Origin of the sequence: Natrinema halophilum (genome assembly GCF_013402815.2) — an archaeon.
Classification (GTDB): Archaea; Halobacteriota; Halobacteria; order Halobacteriales; family Natrialbaceae; genus Natrinema; species Natrinema halophilum.
The window spans coordinates 997337-1019393 of sequence record NZ_CP058601.1 but is presented as its reverse complement, the minus strand read 5'-3'; the positions used below and the strand labels follow the sequence as shown (position 1 = coordinate 1019393).

Below are 22057 nucleotides of genomic sequence, written 5' to 3'. Positions count from 1 at the left end.
GGCAAGTGCGTTCGGGACTCACGATGTCGTGAGTCGACAACGATGGACCGGCCGTTGTTCCGTGCGCATAGCGGGATGGCCGACGCGCTGAAAGATGCCGGGGCCGCACGACCGGGAGTCCGCGGACCGTTTGAATGAGAGTCCACGATGCGGCTTTCAGTGCTACAGAATCATGGAAATCGAAATCGCAACCATTGGCGGCTACGAAGAAGTCGGACGGCAGATGACAGCCGTCCGCGCTGGCGACGATGTCGTCGTCTTCGATATGGGTCTGAACCTCTCGCAGGTGCTGATCCACGACAACGTCGAAACCGAACGGATGCACAGCCTCGACCTGATCGACATGGGCGCTATCCCCGACGACCGGGTCATGAGCGACCTCGAAGGCGACGTGAAGGCTATCGTGCCGACTCACGGCCACCTGGACCACATCGGTGCCATCTCGAAGTTGGCACACCGGTACAACGCGCCGATCGTCGCAACGCCGTTTACGATCGAACTCGTCAAACAACAGATCGAAGGCGAACAGAAGTTCGGCGTCGAAAACGACCTGATCAAGATGGACGCCGGCGAGACGATGTCGATCGGCGACTCCGGAAAGGTCGATCTCGAGTTTGTCAACGTCACTCACTCGATCATCGACGCGATCAACCCCGTCCTCCACACGCCCGAAGGCGCCGTGGTCTACGGTCTCGACAAACGCATGGACCACACGCCGGTCATCGGCGATCCGATCGATATGGATCGGTTCCGCGAGATCGGCCGCGAGGGCAACGGCGTTCTCTGTTACATCGAGGACTGTACTAACGCGAGCAAGAAGGGCCGGACGCCCTCCGAAAACGTCGCTCGCGAACATCTCCGCGACGTCCTTTACAGCCTCGAGGACTACGACGGCGGCATCGTCGCGACCACATTCTCGAGTCACATCGCACGGGTGAAATCCCTGGTCGAATTCGCCGACGACATCGGTCGCCAACCTGTCTTGCTCGGTCGGTCGATGGAGAAGTACTCCGGCACCGCAGAGCGACTCGACTTCATCGACTTCCCCACTGATCTGGGGATGTTCGGACACCGAAAATCGGTCGATAGAACGTTCAAACGCATCATGAACGAGGGCAAGGGCGACTACCTTCCCGTCGTCACCGGTCATCAGGGTGAACCTCGCGCTATGCTCACTCGAATGGCACGCGGCGAAACGCCGTACGAACTGGACGACGGCGACAAGGTCGTCTTCTCGGCTCGCGTCATTCCGGAACCGACCAACGAGGGCCAACGGTATCAGGCTGAGAAACTGCTCGGCATGCAAGGTGCGCGGGTGTACGACGACATTCACGTTTCAGGTCACCTCAACCAGGAGGGCCACTACGAGATGCTCGACGCACTCCAGCCCCAACACATCATTCCGGCTCACCAGGACATGAGCGGCTATTCCAGCTACGTCAACCTTTGTGAGAGCGAGGGCTACCAACTTGGACGGGATCTCCACGTTACGCGAAACGGGAACCTCATCCAGTTAGTAGACTGATATGACGAGCCCAGAGGCACGCGAAGAAGCGGTGCTCGAGGCGGTACGGCACCGTCGTGAGCAGGTCAACGAAGCGATCCCTGAAGAGTTACCGATCCAGCGACCCGAACGGCTCTATGAGGCCTCCCGATATCTGCTCGATGCGGGCGGCAAACGGTTACGGCCAGCCGTCCTGTTGACGACGGCGGAGGCTCTGGGTGATGTCGACCCACTCTCAACAGAGTATCGGTCGTTCCCGTCGCTTCACGAAGAGGACCCTGTCGACGTGATGGCAGCAGCCGTCAGCGTCGAAGTTATTCAGTCGTTCACGCTGATTCATGACGACATCATGGATGACGACGACCTTCGGCGGGGAGTACCCGCCGTACACGAGGCATACGACCTCGAGACGGCTATTTTGGCTGGCGACACTCTTTACTCAAAAGCCTTCGAGATCATGCTCGAGACGGAGGCCCAATCGGATCGTATCGTCGAGGCATTCGACGTCCTCGCGACGACCTGTACGAAGATATGCGAAGGCCAATCCCTCGACGTCACCTTCGAGGAACGCGCCGACGTCTCGCCCGAGGAATACCTCGAGATGATCGAACAGAAGACGGCCGTCCTGTACGCCGCTTCTGCGTGTCTCCCCGCAATCTTGCTGGGGGCTGACGACGACACGATCGACGCCTTATATGGCTACGGCCTCGACATCGGTCGCGCGTTTCAAATACAGGACGACGTTCTCGACCTGACGGTACCCAGCGAGCAACTCGGTAAACAACGAGGGAGCGACCTCGTCGAGAACAAACAGACGTTGATCACCGTCCACGCCCGTCGACAAGGAGTCGACGTCAACACTCTGGTCGATACCGACGACGTCGACGCGGTCACCGAGTCCGAGATAGACGACGCGGTCGCCGAACTCGAGGCCGCCGGTTCGATCGCCTACTCCAACGAAACCGCCCGCGACTTAGTCGAGCAAGGGAAAGACAGACTCGAGGTCCTTCCGGACAACGAGGCTCGCGACCTTCTCTGTCAGATTGCAGATTACCTGATTGAGCGGGGATACTGACGCATCCGTTTGGCCTGGCGGATGTACTAGCAGGGAGAACCTCACTCTTTGCGGGGGTACTCGGCTCGCAAACGAGTTTTGGTGACCCATGCACTTCAGCGCAACTCACAGCTCGATATCGACCGGGACTTTTTGCGGATACCGTACTGAGCGACGGTTATGACAGCCGACTTTCCCGATACCTCTCCCGTGGGCCGATCCCGACGACGATTTCTCGTGACGGCCGTTGCCGCCAGTTCGACTGCGGCGGCTGGCTGCGTCGGATCGCTACGCCAGACGTCGACCGCGAACGAAATCGAACCCGTTGAGCCGAGTCAACCACGCAAGGGGACCCCCGGCGAGTTTTACACGCTCGTCGAACGAAACGACATTCCGGTCGAATCCCTTCGCAAAGACGGCTCGGATCTGGTATTACGGTACTCTTCGAGCGCCGAGACCGAATCGGAATCCACGACGGAGATCGAGATCATCACGACAGTCTATAACGAAAATCTGGTGAAAAACGACGCCGGGATCGGTATGCTCTATACGGAGATCGCCGATCCGTTCGACGGACAGGCACGTGGCTGGGGAGTCAAAACGGAATGGTGCGAGCGGTACAACGCCGCCGTCACCGATAGTAAGCGTGGCAGTGCCGACGACGGGACCGAGACGAATGCGACCACCAGCAATGGTACAGAAAACGACACCAGTACAAACGAGTCAAACACGTCTCCGGCAGCTGCGGCTGCGATGATCCTCATGAGCAACGTCCTCAACACACGCGTCTACGAGGAAGATTTCGAGGACTGACGAGGGGAGCCGAAATCCCTCCGTGCAAACGGGACAACGCAAACCGGAGACACAGCGAATCGCGAGGGTTTTGGGTCGGGCACGAATATCCCACGACAATGAACGATGAGTTACGCGAGCGCGTCGAGCGAGAGACCGAAAAGCACGCGCTATTGAACGCCGTCAAACACGAGAGCGACGCCGCCGTCGGCGCCGTGATGGGGCCGTTGATGGGCGACAATCCGGACTTTCGCGAACACGCCGATGCCGTTCCCGATGTCGTCGGCGGAGTCGTCAGTCGGGTAAACGATCTCGAGTACGAGGAAAAACGCGCTCGGCTCGAGGAACTGGCACCTGAAGAACTCGCCGAGATAGAGGCGGAAGACGAGGAGGACGAACACGATTTGCCGGCTCTCCCGAACGCGGACGACTACGGGGAGATCCGGATGCGGTGTGCGCCGAATCCGAACGGACCCTGGCACGTCGGCCACGCCCGAATGCCCGCCGTCATCGGCACCTATCGCGACCGCTACGACGGGTGGTTCTGCGTTCGGTTCGACGACACCGATCCCGAAACCAAGCGCCCGGACCTCGACGCCTACGACGCGATTCTCGACGATCTCGACTATCTCGGCTTCGAACCCGATGCGACGTACAGGGCGAGCGATCGGCTCGAGACCTATTACGACCACGCTCGAGACTTGATCGAGAAGGGAGGAGCCTACACGTGTTCGTGTTCCGGCGAGGCGTTCTCGGAACTGAAAAACAACGGCGAGCCCTGTCCGCACCGCGACAAGGGCGCTGACACCGTCCTCGACGAATTCGAGGCGATGGTCGACGGCGAGTTCAGTAGCGGAGAGATGGTCCTTCGAGTCAAAACCGACATCCAGCACAAGAATCCGGCGCTTCGGGACTGGGTCGCTTTCCGGATGATCGATACGCCCCACCCTCGCGAGGACGCAAGCGAATACCGCTGCTGGCCGATGCTCGACTTCCAGTCGGGCGTCGACGATCACCTCCTCGAGATCACGCACATCATCCGCGGCATCGATCTGCAGGACTCCGCGAAACGACAGCAGTTCGTTTACGACTACTTCGACTGGGATTACCCGGAGGTCATCCACTGGGGGCACGTCCAACTCGACGACTACGACGTGAAGATGAGTACCTCGACGATCGCTACGTTGATCGATCGAGGCGAACTCGACGGCTGGGACGACCCGCGTGCGCCGACGCTGAAGAGCCTGCGCCGGCGTGGAATCCGCGGCGGAGCGATCGTCGAGGCAATGGTCGGCCTCGGCACCTCGACCAGCGACGTCGATCTCGCGATGAGCGCGATCTATGCGAACAACCGCGAGCGAATCGACGACGAGACCGATCGACGGTTTCTCGTCCGCGATGGCAATCAGGTCCCCCTCGCAGGTAGTCCGCCCGATGAAGCGAATCCGCCGTTCCATCCCAACTACGAGGACCGTGGCGTTCGGGAGATTCCGGTCGGCGACTCCGTCCTGCTCGAGCCGGACGACCTCCCCCAGCGCGAGGATCGCATCTGGCTCAAGGGGCTTGGCTGTTTCCAGTTCACACGAGACGTGTTGCAGTACACGGGCGAGGATATCGACGTCGTCCGGGAGGGCGACGTCGACGTCGTTCACTGGGTGCCGGCCGCAGAGAGCGTCCCCGTCCGCATGCGGACGATGGACGGCGACGTCACCGGCCGGGCGGAACCGGGCGTCGCCGACATCGAGCCCGATGGGATTGTTCAGTTCGAACGGGTTGGATTCGCGAGAATCGACCGTCACGCCGACGAGGAAACGGTCGCATATTACACGCATCCCTGATCGATTCCGTTTGTTGCAGCGATGGCCGATGGGCCACGAAAATGGCGCCGGTTTCTGTCGACCCGCGTGTATACGAGCGGCTCCGCTCCGTCGACCCCCTTCCTAGCCGAGCAGATCCTCGGCCCGATCCGGATTCGGATCGGCCACGACGCCGTCTTGCCGGCCGAGGACGCGGGCATGAGCAGCACAGACGAGACGATTCTCGTCCCAGGGGATGTGCAGTTCGACCGCCGCGGGACGTTCGCAGTGTGACTCGGAACACTCCATCAATCCGAGTCAACGGTACCCACGGCTTCAGTGTTTCCCTCAGAGCAGGAAGACGGCGACGACAAACCCCAGGAGGATCGACATCGTCAGCAGAACCTGAACCGCCGTCGACGCGAGGATTCCGATCGTCGTGTAGACCGCCGATCGCGTGCTCCCCTCGAGTTCGCCGTTTCGGACGAACTCGAGCGCAAAGACCGTCCCGAAGAGTCCGACGAGGAGGCCGAGCGGTCCAGTGACGACCATGAGGATAATACCAACGATGGCGGCAACGACAGTCGTCAACCAGGATGCGCCTCCGGCGCGGGCGGCAATCGAACCGCCGAAGAACTCGACGAGCGCAGTGATCACGGCGAGGAAAACGAGAACGGCGAACGTGAGGGCGCTCAGTTCGGCAAATCCGGCGCCCCACCAGTAGAGCACGAGTCCGGCGATCGAGAGGAGGCCGCTGGGAACCATCGGGACGGCCGCACCAACGATCGCACCGAGGAGCAACGCGAATGCAAAGACAGTAACGATGTCGACCATACGACGTTCGACGAGCGACGACGGGAAAACCGTACTGCCTTCAGTGCCGTTTGTGCCGTTCTCCGTGCCGAGTGACACGGATCGTTGCCGACGTCGCCGTCTTGGTTCGGCGTCGGATCACGGTCACTCCGCGGATCGGGTCGAACGGACAGCGAATACTATACGTATCAGGAACCGAACGTGTCGGTATGTCACAGGAGCGTGGCGCGATCATCGTCGGCGCATCCTCGGGCATCGGGGCGGCACTATCTCGGCGACTCGCCGATGACGGGTACGAAATCGGCCTCGTTGCTCGACGAACGGAACGCATGCGTCAAATTGGATCGGAGCTTCCAACCAAATCGTACGTTGCGACGATAGACGTCACCGACACCGAAGACGCCCGCGAAGGGTTTTTCGAACTTGCCGACGCTATGTCGTCAGTCGACGTCGTAGTCATCAGTTCCGGCGTGGCACACGTCAATCGCGATCTCGAGTGGGAACTCGAACGGGAGACGATAGACGTCAACGTTCGCGGGTTCACAGCGATTGCGACAGCCGCGATACAGTATTTCGAACAGCATCCGGATCACGCCAGTAAAACGGATGGCCATCTCGTCGGCATTTCCTCAGTCGCGGCACACTTCGGAATGGGCAACGTGCAGGCGTACAACGCCTCGAAGGCCTACATCTCGACGTATCTCGAGGGATTGCGAAGTCGCCAGATAGATCGCGACGCGGACGTGACGATCACGACTATCGAACCGGGATACGTCGATAGCGACCTTTCCCTGGGCAGACTCTGGGAGTGTTCGCCGGAAACGGCAGCCGACCAGATCGCTCGAGCGATCCACAAAAAGCGGACGCACGCGTACGTCGTCCGACGGTGGCGGCTGGTTGCGTGGTTCCTGGACCTCGTTCCGGACGGATTGCTCCGACGGCTGTTTTGAGCGACAGCGTGACACACACTAATGGCTCAGTCGTCCGTAAATCGGTCCCGAACGGTAAGCGCCGTCTCCGTTCCGTAACGGTCGACAAGTGGGCAAAATGCGTCGCCGAGAGCTCGCTTGCACTGTCCGGCCGATGGATACCCGAGGCGGTCGGCTACGGTCGACCAGTTGCGGCCCTGAAGCGCGCGGAGCACGAGTAACCGCTCCTCGCGATCGGTCAGGTCGTCGGTGTCGGAATCGTCGACGAAATATCGAACGACGAGTCGTCTAAACGGTCCGGGGTCGACGTCGAACAGTCCCGGTCCGTACGCGGCACCGGCGACGACTCGCCACTCGTGGTCGGTCAGTTCGAGCGACAGTTCGGCGCCGGAACCGACGGTTCGGAGCGCCGCGCGGGCGACGTCGGGATCGAGGTCGTCCAGCGCATCGGTACAGAGTGCGGCGAACCGACCGGCGAACCAGTCCGCGTGGCGCTCGTAGAGTGCCCGTCCTGCGTCACTCGTCGGCGCGAGCATGAGCACGGAGTACTCGCCGCTGGCGTCGTTGCGGGTCATCGAGACGTGTATCGTCCGGTAGCCGTTTTTCTGCCAGAATTCGAGGAGGCCGGGGGTCGCGCCGAAGCCTGTTCCGAACCAGTCGATCGTGCCGTCTCCGTCGTCGTCGGCGAACTCCTCTCGAACACGCTCGAGAAGGTGTGTTCCCAACCCTCGCGACCGCGTACTGTGGTGGGTCGCGATGCGGACGATTCGAATGCCCGCCGGCTCGCCCGCCGTTTCGTCGCGTAATTGGCTCGTCAGTACGTCGGGCAGCATATTACCGCGAACGCGGCCGCCCTCGTACATCATCGACCGAACGTCGGCGGGGAGAGCACCTTCGCGTGCGAGCAGCGCGACGCTGACGACGTGACCGTCGTACGTCAGGGCGCGTGCCTCGAGGTTCGGAGCGTCGAGCAACCGCGCGAGATCGTTCGGTTCGGTCCGATAGTGAGCGAGCACGAGCAAACCAAATGATTCCCGGAGCAGGTGTGTGTCGGCGAGCAGGTCGTCGGAGTCGAGCCGCCGATACTCGACTGTCTCGGGATCGGCGTCGGCAACGAGGGGCTCGACCGGCGGCCGCGCGTCGAGCAACAGTGCACGGAAGGCCCATACCTCGACTGGATCGCCTGCAGCGTACCGAATCGGCTCTGCGAGGGAGCAGTCTGTGACGACGTGGTCACTCTCGGCGAGTCGGTTCCGAAACCGGACCGAGAAACCCCGTCCCGCACCCTCGTAGCCGTGGATCGTCGTCGAGAACGCGACGCGATCGGCGGCGAGCAGTTCCTCGAGCGTCACGACCGGGAGCGCGGCTGCCTCGTCGACGATCACGATGTCCGCCGCGTCGAACTCGTCGACGGCGTCAACCGGGTCGCCAAACCGGACCCACCCTCCGGTGTCCGTCTTCACCAGGGTCGATTCGACGGTGGACGCGACGCCCAGCGATTCGCAGAGTTCGCCCGCACGGTCGAACGCCTCCCGCGCGTTCCGGTATTGCGGTGCGGTGACGAGCACGGTCGCGCCGTCGGCGGCGAGTGCACCTGCCGCGAGTCCCGCAGCGCTCGACTTGCCCCGGCCCCGATCGGCCTCGAGGACGACCGCCCGCGGTTCGTCGCGTTCGGACTCGTCGCCCGCCAGTGACTCGAACGCTGCGACGGCCTCGACTTGATCGGCCGTGAGGCAGGCGTCGTAAGCGGCCGATCGGAAGCGGCGGTCCTCCGGAATGTCCGGGGATGCGCTGTCCGCGGCGAGCCGCGGTGCAGGATTCGTCAGCCCGTCGTCCTCGATCACGCCGACATCGCAGTCGACGATCGCGATCCCGCGGTGATCGCGGAGGGTGTGGACGAATCGTCGCCGGAACCGACCGCGTACGTCCGACAGCGAAAATGGGGGTACGGCCAGCGACTCGTCGAACCCGTCGTGTCGATCTGCCCACGCGTCGAGCGGTGGCGTCACGAGGACGAGCAGGCCGCCGCCGTCGACGGTGCCGACGAGTTTCCCGACGGCGTTTGGTTGAAGCTCCGCGTGTGCGTCGATCGCCACGGCGTCCCGCGTCGTCCCGAGGAGGTTGCCGGCACGTGACTGCGGGACCCGTTCGCAGCGAAGTCGATCCTCGGGGCCGACGAGCGTCGTCCGCGAGATCGGAATCGGGAGATCGTCGAGGACGGTTTCGAGGGCCGCGTAGCCCCGGTCGCGATCACCCGCGAGCACCAGAAGCCTGCGCTCGTTCGTCCGCGTTGCTTCCCTGTGGAGACTGCGCGCGAGTTCGACGACCGACGCATCCGGGTCCGAATCCGGGGCCATGTGTCCGCCTGGGGACTCTAACGTTATAGCAGTGTTCGAACGGTCGTCCGGTCGTAACATGGGCCTCTTTTTCGGCTCGATCCAGTGCCGGTGGTCTCGCGATCGCGCAGTTTCGGCGGTTCATTTCCGAAGTGAATTTCATGAGCCAAGTGAATACGGCTACGGATATTTTTAGAAATCGAGACTCAGTTTGAAGTTTTCTACCGGTCCGGGTCCGACAGTCCCACGTGAGCACCAATGACCACTGAATCAACACGCAACGACGGCAGCCAACAACAGGACGTCGCTGATCGCGACGCCTACTTCGTGGGCGGCGGGATCGCGTCCCTCGCCGGGGCCGCATTCCTGGTTCGTGACGGCGAGATGCCCGGTGAGAACGTTACCATCCTCGAAAGGGTAGACGTGATGGGCGGTGCACTCGACGGGGCCGGGTCACCGGAAGACGGATACATCATCCGCGGCGGTCGGATGCTGAACTATCCGACGTACGAGTGTACGTGGGATCTCTTGGAGACGATACCGTCGCTTGAAGACCGCGATAGATCGGTCAAGGACGTGATAGACGAGTTCAACGAACGGAACCCGACGCACGCGAAGGCGCGGCTGATAGGCGACGACCAGGAGGTGCTCGACGTTTCGTCGTACGACTTCGACATGGAGCACCGACTCTCGCTGTTACAGTTGGTGCTGACGCCCGAACGGCGACTGGGTGATACCCGGATCGAGGAGTGGTTCTCTGAGTCGTTCTTCGACACACCGTTCTGGTACATGTGGTCGACGACGTTCGCCTTCCAGCCCTGGCACAGCGCCGCCGAAATGCGCCGGTACATGCACCGCTTTATGCACGAGTTCCCCCCGGCTGCATACCCTGGAAGGCGTCGACCGGACCAAGTACAATCAGTACGACTCTTTGGTGCGGCCCATCCGGCGGTGGCTCGAAGAACACGGCGTCGAGTTCCGGGGCGGCTGTGAAGTGTCGGATCTGGACATCGTGCCCGCTCGGGCCGGGATGACGGTCGAGACCATCCACTACGAGTCCGACGGCACGGCCGATACTATCGACGTCGATCCGACTGACCTCGTCTTCGTGACGAACGGGTCGATGACCGATGGATCGGACCTCGGATCGATGACCGAGGCACCCGATCTGAACACGACGGGCGCCTCCTTCGAACTGTGGAAGACCGTCGTCGAGGACCACCCGGAGTTCGGGACGCCTTCGGCGTTCGCCGACCACGTTCAGGAGACGAAGTGGCCGTCCTACACGGTCACGCTCGACGAGCCGGATCTGCTCGAACACATCGTCGAGGTCACCGGTGAAGAACCCGGGAACGGATTGATCACGTTCACCGAATCGAACTGGCTGATGTCGATCGTCGTCGCCGCACAGCCACACTTCGCGCACCAGCCCGACGATGTGAAGATCTTCTGGGGGTACGGACTGTTCCCCGAGGAGGAGGGCGACCACGTCGAGAAGAAGATGGAAGACTGCACCGGTGAAGAGATCCTCGAAGAGCTGTGTTACCACCTCGGCTACCTCGACGAACTCCCGTCGGTCCTCGAGGACGCGAACTGCATTCCCTGCAACATGCCGTACATCACGAGCCAGTTCATGCCGCGAACCCGCGGCGATCGACCTGATGTCGTCCCGCCGGGGTCGAACAACCTCGCGTTCATCGGGCAGTTTGCCGAGGTGCCCGACGACGTGGTGTTCACCGTCGAGTACTCGGTCCGATCCGCGATGATGGCGGTCTACGAACAACTCGAACTCGAGGACGAGGTGCCGCCGATCAGCGCCCACCAGTACGAGCCGGACGTGCTGATGGACGCCGCGAAGGCTGCCTTCCGGTAGGCGAGCCTCCCGATCTCGGCGGGGTTCCGGCTTGCGATCGCAGCCCGCGTTCGGAACCAGTATCACGATCCGCAGCGAAAACGGGAAGGCGTTTAACTCGCCGGACCGACCCCGGATAGGCCCGCCACTCGAGACGGCCGGACAGTCCGTCCATCCGTTCGTGCGCTCCCTCGCAAATCGCGACCGCCACTCCTGTGCGTCACTCTCCCACGGCTTCGTGCGTTTGAACACGCTTTTAAGGGGGGGAACGCTACTCGAGTGTACACCCTACGCGGGGTTGATGATGCTCCTAGCCTCACAGGACTTCCGCCGAGACGAATTCGGCACGGGTGCCCAGCGCCCGGACGGCAGGGGAGTGCGAGCCCGCGCGTAGGAGAGGTGAACAACCAATGTCAGTCTACGTAACAACCGACATCCCAGCCGACCTCGCAGACGATGCCCTCGAGGCGCTCGAGGTCGCTCGAGACACAGGACGCGTAAAGAAAGGAACCAACGAAACGACGAAAGCGATCGAACGCGGCAACGCCGACCTCGTCTACGTCGCCGAAGACGTCTCTCCCGAGGAGATCGTGATGCACCTCCCGGAACTCGCGGATGAAAAGGGTATCCCCGTCATCTTCATCGAGACACAAGACGACGTCGGTCACGCTGCCGGCCTCGAGGTCGGTTCGGCCGCCGCGGCGATCGTCGACGCCGGTGAAGCGGGAGACGACGTCGAGGATATCGCCGACAAGGTCGAGGATCTCGACTGAGGTGATCAGAGATGAGTGCTGAAGATGAAGAAAGCGGCTCTACGCCCGCCGAGGTCATCGAGATCGTCGGCAAGACCGGCATGCACGGCGAAGCCATGCAGGTCAAATGCCGAATCAAGGAGGGCGAGAATCAAGGACGCATCATCACCCGTAACTGCCTCGGACCGGTTCGCGAAGGGGACGTACTCCAGCTTCGCGAGACGGCTCGCGAGGCCGATTCCATCGGTGGACAATAATGGTCGAAAAACGAACCTGCGACTACACGGGCGAAGAGATCGAGCCCGGCACGGGCATCATGTACGTCCAGAACGACGGTACAGTACTCCACTTTGTCGATTCGAAAGCGGAGAAAAACTACAAGCTCGGGCGCGAACCACGGGATCTCGAGTGGACTGAAGAAGGCCGCCGCGGCAAAGGCCCATCCCAGGTCGACACGGCAGCCGATGAGGAAGAGACGGCTGCGGACGACGAAGACGTCGAAACAGACGCCGAAGCCGTCGACGAGGGCGAAGGTACCGAGTCGGCCGGTGACGAAGACATCGCCGAAGGCGAATCCGTCGAAGGAGAAGCCGAGCGCGCCGCCGAGGATGAATCCGATGATGTCGCCGGCGGCAACGAAGAGAGCAGCGAAGCCGAGACCGAGGCCGAACAATGAGCGATCACGAGCGGACCTTCGTGATGGTCAAGCCTGACGCGTTTGCCCGGGGTCTGATCGGCGAGGTCATCTCCCGTCTCGAGGACCGCGGACTCAAACTCGTCGGGATCAAAGTCGAAACGATGCCCCGCGAGCGGGCCGAAGAACACTACAGCGAACACGAGGACAAACCGTTCTACGACGACCTCGTCGACTTCATTACCTCGGGTCCGGTCGTTCCGATGGTCTGGGAGGGACAGGATGCCACCCGCCAGGTACGCCAGATGATCGGCGAAACCGATCCGCTCGAGGCCGAACCCGGAACGATCCGAGGCGACTACGCACTCGACCTCGGCCGAAACGTCGTTCACGCTGCAGACCACGAGGACGAAGGTGCCAACGAACGGGAAATCGGGATTCACTTCGACGCAGAGGAGTTGACCGATTACGAGCAAAACGACGCCGAGTGGCTCTACGAATAATTACGTCTGCCTGTCGAGTGTATTCTGGCGGTCAGACGATCTGTGCGGTTCGCAACTGCTGACCTTTTTCGTCGGTCGTTTCCATCTGCGCGGTGAACGAGCGATCCGAGAGTTTTCGCTATAGTAGTCGCTGAAACGATGTACCCACCGCTCGCACTGCTGTGGCCAGCGCGTACTCGCTGGCCGCGAATTCGCGAGCGGGGTGGGCGATGACTTTCGCCGACTACTAGAGGACCATCCCATCAGCAACGGCCAGCCCGTTCAAATACTCGTTTTGTACCCATCTCTTCATAAAATCCGGTTGCCACGCCCTCTGGAAGGACAAAACGGAACGCTCCATACCGCACTGTGGGATCCAGTTTCGTCTCACAGTCAAACGAACGGTTCATCTCCTCGCGAACGATCGTGGTGTTGATTGGCAACTCACGACGTCGTCGTTTCAGCCGTTTTTCTCCAGCAGTATATTAACGTATATAAAACAGGTATTTTTCTAGGTAGACGTAAGGTCTAATGTGACGGCTGCAGTAGGATCGGCTGGTGGTTTCGAATGGTAACACATGGTAGGTGGTTAGTGGATGCGTGAAACAGAGGGCGAAACGGCGGCGTTGACAGCCGATACGACACCGTCGCTCAGTCTCGTTTTCGAATTGCTTTCCAACTGTCGCCGTCGGTATGCGCTATACTACCTCAACGATCAACCGGACGGCGTCGCATCCGTCGAAGCGCTTACCGAGAACGTTTTGACTCTCGAGCGGACCGCCGAAACCAACGACGCAGACGATGCCGTGACCACGAGTTCGACGTTCGATCTTGGCTCCGACCGCGAACCGGTGGACAAGCAAACGGGTATCCGAACGGAACTCACGCACGTTCACCTCCCGAAACTCGAGGATGCAGGCATTCTCGAACACGACAGGCGGAGTGAGACGGTACGATACTGGAGTCAACCGTCGCTCGAAGAGTGGCTCGAACACGCCTATCACAAAGAAGTAGCATAATTGACAATTTCGGGGTCGATGGTGGTTGACGTACCGATGGGGGTATCAAACAGCGGTGCTGAAAGGTTTAAGACGGAGTCTGTAGTGGAAACCACCGACGTGTCGGTACATCGCACGACAGGACGGCCAAGTATTTATGAGGTGTGATACCGTTTCACTCCTCAAAACTTAACAAGCGAGATACCGATACAGACAATGAGGTGCATACTATGGCTGACCACGAACTTCCACCACTTCCGTACGACTACGATGCGCTCGAACCGTCGTTGTCCGAGCAGGTACTGACCTGGCATCACGATACCCATCATCAGGGCTACGTTAACGGCCTCAACGCTGCCGAAGAAACCCTCGCAGAGAACCGCGAGGAGGGCGACTTCGGATCGACGCCCGGCGCCCTCAACAACGTTACCCATAATGGCTGTGGCCACTACCTCCACACGCTGTTCTGGGAAAACATGTCGCCCGACGGCGGCGGCGAACCCGAAGGCGACCTCGCCGACCGTATCGAGGAAGACTTCGGTTCGTACGAGGGCTGGAAGGGCGAATTCGAGGCTGCTGCCGGTGCTGCTGGTGGCTGGGCGCTGCTGATTTACGATCCAGTCGCAAAGCAGCTGCGAAACGTTGCGGTCGACAAGCACGACCAAGGTGCACTCTGGGGCTCCCATCCCATTCTGGCGCTAGACGTCTGGGAACACTCCTACTACTACGACTACGGACCGGATCGCGGGAGCTTTATCGATGCCTTCTTCGACGTCGTCAACTGGGAGAAGTCCGAAGAAGAATACCAGAAGTGCCTCGACCACTTCGAGTAATCCTGCCTCCGATACGAGCGACGAGTCGGTTAATCACGTCATTTTTGGCCTCAACCGCGACTGGATAAGTGAGTGAAAACAGTCGCTATACCGCGGGCGATACGTTCGTTTCCTCCCCCCTCGAACCAGCGATTCGTTCGATCGGCAGCCAACACTGTGGCGCCATAGACTACGATGGTTTAACTTCGTGTGAAACGATTTCAGACAGGATATGGTTGCTGAGGACGGGCCACAGGTGAACGGGGAGGATCGACGTCTGAATCCGGACAACCCCTCGATCGAGGCCGAATCGAACCCAGGTGACGCAGGCGAAGCGCTCGCGGCCGATCTCCGAACCGCCTGCGATGGTGACGTTCGATTCGACGAATATACACGGGTCCTGTATGCAACGGACGGAAGCATTTACGGCGCACAACCGGCAGGCGTCGTGTTCCCTCGAGACACGAGCGACGTTCGGGCGACGCTGGCCGTCGCTTCCGATCACGGCGCACCCGTCCTAGCCCGGGGAGCTGGTTCCTCGCTCGCCGGACAGGCGGTCGGGCCGGGTTGTGTGGTCCTCGACCTGTCGCGACACATGGACGCGATCCGCGATGTCGATCCGGACGAGCAAACCGCCGTCGTGCAGCCGGGGGTCGTCCAGGACGATCTCGACGCCGCCCTCGAACCATACGGCCTGCGCTTCGCTCCCGATCCGGCATCGTCGAACCGAGCGACGATCGGCGGCGGGATCGGAAACAACTCGACGGGGGCACACTCGGTTCGCTACGGCATCACCGACGCCTACGTCGAGGAGTGTGCGGTCGTCCTCGCGGACGGGTCGCTGCTCCGGACCCGAGAAATAGCACTCGATAGCCCGGAGTGGGACCGGATCGTCTCGAAAGACGACCGCGAAGCCGCGATCTATCGGACGGTTCGAGCGATCGTCGATGATAACGCCGCCGAGATCGAGTCGCGCTATCCCGACCTCAAGCGCAGCGTCAGCGGATACAATCTGCAGAAGGTTCTCGGGACGGATGCGACCGGCACGCGGACGATCGACCTCTCGAAGCTCCTGGTCGGTTCGGAAGGGACCCTCGGTGTCGTCGTCGAAGCGACGCTCTCGCTCGTGTCGCGGCCCGACGAAACCGCCCTTACGGTCTGCTGTTACGACGATCTGCTCGAGGCACTTTCCGCCGTTCCGGACGCGCTCGCACACGACCCCAGCGCAGTCGAACTCATGGACAGCGAGGTGTTCCGGCTGGCCGCCGAATCGACGGAATACGTCGAGTACGCGGAGCCAATTCCCGACGGAACGCAGGCAGCGCTGATGCTCGAGTTCGACTCAGAAGTTGCCGACGACCTGCCGGATGCGATCGGTGCAGCGACGACGGCGCTCGTCGCGAACGGGGCGGCATTCGACTCCCTCCAGGCGTTTTCTCCCGCGGAGCAAGACCGGCTCTGGAAGCTCCGGAAGGCTGCCATCCCGCTGTTGATGAGCATGGAGGGCGATCCGAAGCCGTACCCGTTCGTCGAGGACGCTTCAGTCCCGCCCGCGGAACTCGCCGACTACGTTGCCGATTTTCAGGAAGTGCTCGAAACGCACGACACCACCGCGGCGTACTTCGCGCACGCGGGCGTCGGCACGCTCCACATCCGGCCGGTCCTGAACCTGAAAGACGGGGACGACGTGGAGAAAATGCGCGCGATCGCCGACGACGTCACCTCGCTCGTCGTCGAACATGACGGCTCGTTCTCTGGCGAACACGGTGACGGACTCGCGCGGACGGAGTTCAATCCCAAGCTGTACGGCCCTGACCTCTGGCAGGCCTTCAAAGACGTGAAGTCGGTGTTCGATCCCGACTGGCTGATGAATCCCGGAAAAGTGGTCTACCGCGACGACGAGCCAACCGACATCCGCGACCATCTCCGATACGGACCCGACTACGCCGCGCTCGAGCCGCGGACGACGCTCGACTTCGAAGACGACGGTGGCTTCTCGCATCTCGTCGAACTCTGTAACGGCTGTGGGACCTGTCGACAGACCGGCAGCGACGTGATGTGTCCGACGTACCGAGCGACGGAAGCGGAAATCGCGACCACGCGAGGTCGGGCCAACCTGCTCCGAGCTGCGATCAGCGGCGAGATCGATCACGAGGAACTCTACGATGAACGATTTCACGAGGAGGTACTCGACCTCTGTATCGGCTGCAAGGGGTGCCAGAGCGACTGTCCGACCGGGGTCGATCTCGCGAAACTCAAGGCCGAAGTCAAACACCAGTACCACGATCGCGAAGGGACGAGCCTGCGCGAGCGCCTGTTCGCTAACGTCGACCGGCTCGCAGCGGTCGGAAGCGCACTTGCGCCGGTCGCAAACCGCGTTTCCGATCTCCCGGGTTCTCGGACCGTCCTCGAGAAGACGGTCGGAGTCGCCGGCGATCGATCGCTGCCGTCGTTCCAGCGGGAGACGCTCACCGACTGGTTCCGGAAACGCGGTGCGTCCGTCGATTCCGAAACTGCCACCGCCGGAGTCGTCCTCTATCCCGACGCCCACACCAACCACTCGAATCCGGCACCCGGTAAAGCCGCCGTCGAGGTCCTCGAGGCCGCGGATATCCACGTTGTGATCCCCGAACTGGGGCCGACCGGGCGCGCAGCCTACTCACAGGGAATGCTCGAGGTCGCTGCCGAGCAGGGGCGAACGTTACTGGACGACCTCGATCCCTTCCTCGAGCGAGGGTGGTCGGTACTGTTCGTCGAACCGTCCGACGCCGCGATGGTCGTCGACGAGTACCGGTCACTGTTCGAAACGACGCGAGTCGAAACGCTTGCAGCGAACGCGTTCGGGGTCTGCGAGTACCTCGATGAAAACCGGCTCGTCGAGGATCTGTCGTTCGACCCTGCTGAAACGGCGGGAACCCCCTGTACGTTCCACGGCCACTGTCACCAGAAAGCTCGCGGCGCGGACCACCACGCGGTCGGTGTGCTACGCAGGGCGGGCTACACCGTCGAGCCGGTCGACTCGGGCTGTTGTGGCATGGCGGGCAGCTTCGGCTACGAGGCAGAACACTACGAGCTCTCGCGGGCGATCGGCTCGCTGTTACGGGAGAAACTCGAGGACAGCGCCGCTTCAGCCCCGTCGGCTGGACGACTGGCGGCAGATGACTTCGATGGCGGCGGCGAGAACAGTGGGAACGGTGCGAACGGCCGGGCTGGCGGGGACGGAGAGCGACTCGTCGTTGCGCCGGGGACCTCCTGTCGAACGCAGATCGGCGATTTCGAGGGGTACGAGCGACCCGCCCACCCCGTCGAGTTGCTCGCGGGGGGACTCGATCCGTAGCGCGGCTCACTCGTCATCGACACCGGTCGCTCGCTGGTATTCTTCGAGCAGCGTCGGGAACTGACCGCCGCGGACGTACCGGAGTCCGAACTCGTCGGCCCAGGAGATGATGCCCCGATCCTCGGTGACCACGCCGGCGTCTAACTCTCGAGCGAGGATCAGCAGGTCGAAATCCTCCCGCGAATCGAGGACGCCCTGTCTGAGGGCGCGTCGATACTCATCTCGTAAGTCCGAGAGAATCCGATCGGCGTCGGTCATGTATTCCTCTCGTCCGTCCGTATTCGCATCGGTGACGAGGTCGTCCGGCTCGAGCTGTTCGACTTCGCGGATCGCCTTTTCGGAGACGCGAAGGCCCCGATCCACTCGGTCGCTCATCTCATCGATAAAGTTGTAGACGACGTTTGCGGGTATCGTGATGCCGTACCGGTCGGGACTCTTTCGAACGACCCACGTATCGAGTCGCGAGAATACGTCTTCCTCGATATTCCGGTCGCGCAACATCGTGGCAAGTTCGTCGTGGATCGATGGCGGCACGTAACAGGAGATATTGAGTTCGAGCCGGGCGGTCGCGACGAGGTCGAGCAGGCGGCCGACAGCCTCCTCGAGCGATTCGCCGTCTCGACGGATCTCCTCCGTGATGAACAACGACGTGTCGAGGACGAACCGTTGACGCGGTAGTTCACCGGGCATACTCGATAAGACGGCGAGGACCCACATAGACCTCGTCCCGGATTTGAACCACGTCGCGGTTTCGAGGGACAGCCGATAACTGCAGAACCGACCACCAATCGGTGGCCGGCCCGGTGTTTTTTACCAGGTCTGTGGTCGGACGAGGTATGGTCCCCGAGGAGTATCTCGAGCGACTCGAGGCCACCACGGCGGAGCCCGACGACCTCTTCGAGCACTTCGAGCAACGCTCGGTGGCTGGTCAGACACACTACGTGCTTACCGCGGCCCGCCACGGCGTCGAGCGGGGGACAGTTATCGTCGAGGACGCCGACGTCGTCGTTCGCGGATATCCGAGTATTCCCCGAATTCTCGTTCTCGATCCCGGCATCCCTTCGTTCTTCGAGGGGGGAGAGACCGTCGCCATCGAGGAGAAACTCGACGGGTTTAACGTCCGAATCGCGGACGTGGGCGACCCGCTTGCGTTTACCAGAAGCGGCTACGTTTGTCCGTACACGACGGCGCAAGCTCGCGATTCCCTTCCGCTCGAGGAGTTCTTTGCGGCACATCCTCGGAAGACGATCTGTGCCGAACTGATCGGCCCGGAAACGCCCTATACAACCCACGACTACGAGGGGATTGACACCCACGAATTTCGGGTGTTCGACGTTCGCGACTGCGAATCCGGTGTGCCGCTTCCAGTGGCTGATCGTCGTGAACTCTGCGAGGAATACGGCTTCGGCCAACCGCGACTCTTCGGGCGAGCGGTCGCGTCGGATACGATCGCGACGGTTCGGGACACCATCGACGACCTCGACGCGGTGGGCCGTGAAGGCGTCGTCTTGAAATCGGCAGACGGAGTGCAGATGGTCAAGTACACGACGAAAACCCAACACCACGGCGAACTCGCCTACGCCTTCTCGATGCCGTTCGACTACGGCCGGGATTTCGTCTTTTCCCGGGTCGTTCGAGACGCGTTTCAGGCCGTTGAGTTGGACGAGAGCGAGGAGCAACTCGAGGAGCGAGCACGGGACCTCGGCGAATCCATCCTCCGCCCGATGATCTCGACCATTCAGGACGTGGCAGCCGGTGAAACAGTCGGTGAACGCCACAGAGTCAGGGGTGACCCGGAGACGATCGACGCACTCTTCGACCACTTACACGAGCATTCGCTGACGATCGAACGAGAGTTCGATCAGTGTGAGAACGGGGAGCGCGTCGTCGAGTTCGTAAAGGTAGCCGATTCGAGCCGTGACCGAATTCGGTACTATCTGGACGGTGGGACACGAGATGAGTGACGGGAACTGCTCGCTCGTGATCGGTATCGCCCGGTCAGCATCGAAATCACTCGGTCGTACCCTCGATGTCAGCGACGAAATCCGTGAGATGTTGGTTCGTTCCCGTTTCGACGCCGCGGAAATCGAATCTAGCACCGCCGGCGTCGCTTTCCGCGGCCTCAACAATCCAGCCGTGGGCGGTTGCGATCTCGTCGACGATACGCAGGCCAAATCCCGTCCCATCCATCTCGGTCGTGTATCCGTCCTCGAAGATACGGTCACCGCCATCCGGCAGTCCGTGGCCGTCGTCTGCGACGTAGAACCCCGTCGGATCGTTGGTCGCGCCGGTGTCGATGGTCCCCACCTCGACGTCGAGCGAGGTGTGGTTTGACCCGAGGACCTCGGTTGAATCGTTCGACTCTTTCGGCGTGCCGTGTTCGACCGAATTCCGGAACAGGTTCTCGAACAACCGCGTTACTCGATTGGCGTCTCCGAGGATCGTCGCATTCGACGCGACCGTCAGGGTGGCGTCGCCTGTATCGACGTTCTCCCACGCCCCTTCGGCAAGGTCTGTCAGCGAAACCGGTTCCGGATCCGTGACGTCCGTTCCGTCGCGAGCGAGTGTGAGGACGTCCTCGATGATCGTTTTCATTCGGTCGTGAGACTGCTCGATTTCGTCGAGGTGGGATTCGGGATCGTCTGCCTCGGAGGCCAACTCGAGGTAGCCGTCTGCGACGTTCAGCGGGTTTCGCAGGTCGTGAGAGACGACGTCGGCGAACCGTTCGAGGCGCTCGTTCTGGCGTTTTAGCTGGGCTTCGCGTCGCTTTCGATCGGTGATGTCGCGGACGATGAGGAGCCAGCCGACGTGGCGGTCGCGACCATCGTCGATCGGCGTCGCTCGTGCATAAAAGTGACCCGCGTCGAGTGCGAATTCGTGTTCTCCATCCGTAGGGGTTGCAGTCAGTGATTCGTATCCGTCGTGCAACGTCGGCCACGTGGCGAACAACGAATCGACCCGTTCCCCGATCGGAGACGAGTCGATATCCTCGAGAAGCGCCTTACCGACCGGATTGACGTCGATCAACCGGTCGTCCCTGTCGAGAACGAAGACGCCGTCCGAGACGTTATCGAGGACTCGATCGCGGGCGATCGGGACGATATCGGTCAGCCGATAGCGGATGATCGCGACCGAGTACAGCGTCCCACCGACCATGAATCCGAGCGGCGTTATGTCGGCATTGATCGGGCCAACAACGTGAACGATGTTCATGATCCATGTGAATACCGTTCCGGCGAGCAAGGCGAGCGATTGGCCTCGGTACAGCGACTGAGAACTGTACAGCATTTCGAAAATCATCAGCGTCGTTCCGATCAGCAGAAGATAGGAATAGGCCGTGTGAAGGAGAAATGCGGGTCCAAACTCGAAGCCGACACCGGTCGGCATCGCCGGATTCGGCTCCAAGGTCGCATAAAAGATGCCGTCCGGATTAGGAAACACCAGGGCGAGGACGACGATTGGTTCGAGAAATAGGAGCCCGATCGTTCCGGGTCGAACGTATCGCTCGCGGCCGGTGTACTCGAGGGCGAAAATAAATACGGAAAGGACGACGATGCCGACGCCGACGTAGAGCAGTTTCTGGAAGAAGACCGACAGCGCAAAATCGTCGACGGCAGTGGCGACTAGGAGTGATCCAGCCCAGATAGCCGAGCCGAACATGTATGCGGCCAGGGGAATCGCCCCTTTCTTATCTCGATAGTGATAGATAACTCCGGCGACGGCAAACGACGTAATCGTGGCGATAGCGTAAATTACGAGAAATATCACGTCCCCTGATCTCACTGGACAATACTGGTATTCAGTATACCAAAAGGTTGTTGGCAGACAGATATATTTGCGTATAGCTGTCGTGCTTCAGCGTAAACTGGTCGACGAAACCGACTTTTCGGGGGGCGTACGATCGCTGGTACGTATAGGAGTCATTGAAACGACGCATTCACCGCTCACGCTGCTGTGGCCAGCGAG

18 protein-coding genes and 1 pseudogene are annotated in these 22057 nt (G+C 61.3%); 14 read left to right on the top strand and 5 right to left on the bottom strand.

The window, feature by feature from the left end; genetic code table 11:
• Positions 1-172: 172 nt before the first annotated feature.
• The 4 genes from HYG82_RS25690 to HYG82_RS25675 all read left to right on the top strand — a co-directional run bounded on the left by HYG82_RS25690 (position 173) and on the right by HYG82_RS25675 (position 5188).
• Positions 173-1525 carry a ribonuclease J gene (locus HYG82_RS25690; RefSeq protein WP_179259959.1) on the top strand — a complete coding sequence of 451 codons (1353 nt, stop codon included), beginning with the start codon at positions 173-175 and terminating at the stop codon, positions 1523-1525.
• Position 1526: 1 nt separating this feature from the next.
• Complete coding sequence (gene idsA3, locus HYG82_RS25685) at positions 1527-2579, top strand: geranylfarnesyl diphosphate synthase (protein WP_179259958.1); 1053 nt, start codon at positions 1527-1529, stop codon at positions 2577-2579.
• A gap of 159 nt (positions 2580-2738) precedes the next feature.
• Positions 2739-3371, top strand: coding sequence for a DUF8159 domain-containing protein (locus HYG82_RS25680; protein ID WP_179259957.1), 633 nt, complete (start codon positions 2739-2741; stop codon positions 3369-3371).
• Positions 3372-3469: 98 nt separating this feature from the next.
• Positions 3470-5188, top strand: a complete 1719-nt coding sequence (locus tag HYG82_RS25675; protein ID WP_179259956.1) for a glutamate--tRNA ligase — start codon at positions 3470-3472, stop codon at positions 5186-5188.
• 102 nt (positions 5189-5290) lie between these two features.
• Here the strand turns inward: HYG82_RS25675 and HYG82_RS25670 are convergent, their stop codons facing one another.
• Both HYG82_RS25670 and HYG82_RS25665 read right to left on the bottom strand, forming a co-directional pair.
• A complete protein-coding gene (locus HYG82_RS25670) occupies positions 5291-5455 on the bottom strand; it encodes a DUF8014 family protein (RefSeq protein WP_179259955.1) in 165 nt (54 codons plus the stop codon).
• 39 nt (positions 5456-5494) lie between these two features.
• Positions 5495-5980: a DUF456 domain-containing protein gene (locus tag HYG82_RS25665; RefSeq protein WP_179259954.1), complete on the bottom strand. Its 486-nt coding sequence runs from the start codon at positions 5978-5980 to the stop codon at positions 5495-5497.
• Between the two features lie 188 nt (positions 5981-6168).
• On the opposite strand from HYG82_RS25665, the gene HYG82_RS25660 reads away from it, so the two are divergent.
• Positions 6169-6909 (top strand): SDR family NAD(P)-dependent oxidoreductase, encoded by a 741-nt coding sequence (locus HYG82_RS25660; RefSeq protein ID WP_179259953.1) that lies wholly within the window; start codon positions 6169-6171, stop codon positions 6907-6909.
• Positions 6910-6935: 26 nt separating this feature from the next.
• Here HYG82_RS25660 and tmcA read toward each other — a convergent pair whose 3' ends face one another.
• Positions 6936-9245 (bottom strand): tRNA(Met) cytidine acetyltransferase TmcA, encoded by a 2310-nt coding sequence (gene tmcA, locus HYG82_RS25655; RefSeq protein ID WP_179259952.1) that lies wholly within the window; start codon positions 9243-9245, stop codon positions 6936-6938.
• Positions 9246-9482: 237 nt separating this feature from the next.
• Between tmcA and HYG82_RS44565 the strand changes: the two are divergent.
• From HYG82_RS44565 to HYG82_RS25610, 8 genes and pseudogenes are all read left to right on the top strand, one after another.
• Positions 9483-11097, top strand: a pseudogene (locus HYG82_RS44565) (oleate hydratase).
• Between the two features lie 389 nt (positions 11098-11486).
• Positions 11487-11849, top strand: a complete 363-nt coding sequence (gene rpl7ae, locus HYG82_RS25640) for a 50S ribosomal protein L7Ae (protein ID WP_179259951.1) — start codon at positions 11487-11489, stop codon at positions 11847-11849.
• Between the two features lie 11 nt (positions 11850-11860).
• The gene (locus HYG82_RS25635; protein WP_179259950.1) at positions 11861-12085 is read left to right on the top strand and encodes a 30S ribosomal protein S28e; all 225 of its coding nucleotides are present in this window, start codon (positions 11861-11863) and stop codon (positions 12083-12085) included.
• A complete protein-coding gene (locus HYG82_RS25630; protein WP_179259949.1) occupies positions 12085-12504 on the top strand; it encodes a 50S ribosomal protein L24e in 420 nt (139 codons plus the stop codon). The genes HYG82_RS25635 and HYG82_RS25630 overlap by 1 nt, the downstream gene beginning before the upstream one ends.
• Positions 12501-12965, top strand: a complete 465-nt coding sequence (ndk, locus tag HYG82_RS25625) for a nucleoside-diphosphate kinase (protein ID WP_179259948.1) — start codon at positions 12501-12503, stop codon at positions 12963-12965. Before HYG82_RS25630 ends, ndk begins: the two co-directional genes overlap by 4 nt.
• 575 nt (positions 12966-13540) lie before the next feature.
• Positions 13541-13963, top strand: a complete 423-nt coding sequence (locus tag HYG82_RS25620; RefSeq protein WP_179259947.1) for a DUF7344 domain-containing protein — start codon at positions 13541-13543, stop codon at positions 13961-13963.
• Positions 13964-14172: 209 nt separating this feature from the next.
• On the top strand, positions 14173-14775 hold the full coding sequence (sod, locus tag HYG82_RS25615) for a superoxide dismutase (protein ID WP_179259946.1): 603 nt from the start codon (positions 14173-14175) through the stop codon (positions 14773-14775).
• Between the two features lie 211 nt (positions 14776-14986).
• Positions 14987-18091, top strand: a complete 3105-nt coding sequence (locus HYG82_RS25610) for an FAD-binding and (Fe-S)-binding domain-containing protein (protein ID WP_179259945.1) — start codon at positions 14987-14989, stop codon at positions 18089-18091.
• Between the two features lie 6 nt (positions 18092-18097).
• Here HYG82_RS25610 and HYG82_RS25605 read toward each other — a convergent pair whose 3' ends face one another.
• Positions 18098-18781 (bottom strand): RNA ligase partner protein, encoded by a 684-nt coding sequence (locus HYG82_RS25605; RefSeq protein ID WP_179259944.1) that lies wholly within the window; start codon positions 18779-18781, stop codon positions 18098-18100.
• Positions 18782-18927: 146 nt separating this feature from the next.
• Between HYG82_RS25605 and HYG82_RS25600 the strand changes: the two genes are divergently transcribed.
• Complete coding sequence (locus tag HYG82_RS25600) at positions 18928-20055, top strand: RNA ligase (RefSeq protein WP_179259943.1); 1128 nt, start codon at positions 18928-18930, stop codon at positions 20053-20055.
• A 46-nt stretch (positions 20056-20101) separates the two neighbouring features.
• On the opposite strand, the gene HYG82_RS25595 is transcribed toward HYG82_RS25600, so the two are convergent.
• Positions 20102-21874 carry a sensor histidine kinase gene (locus HYG82_RS25595; protein ID WP_179259942.1) on the bottom strand — a complete coding sequence of 591 codons (1773 nt, stop codon included), beginning with the start codon at positions 21872-21874 and terminating at the stop codon, positions 20102-20104.
• Positions 21875-22057 lie beyond the last annotated feature (183 nt).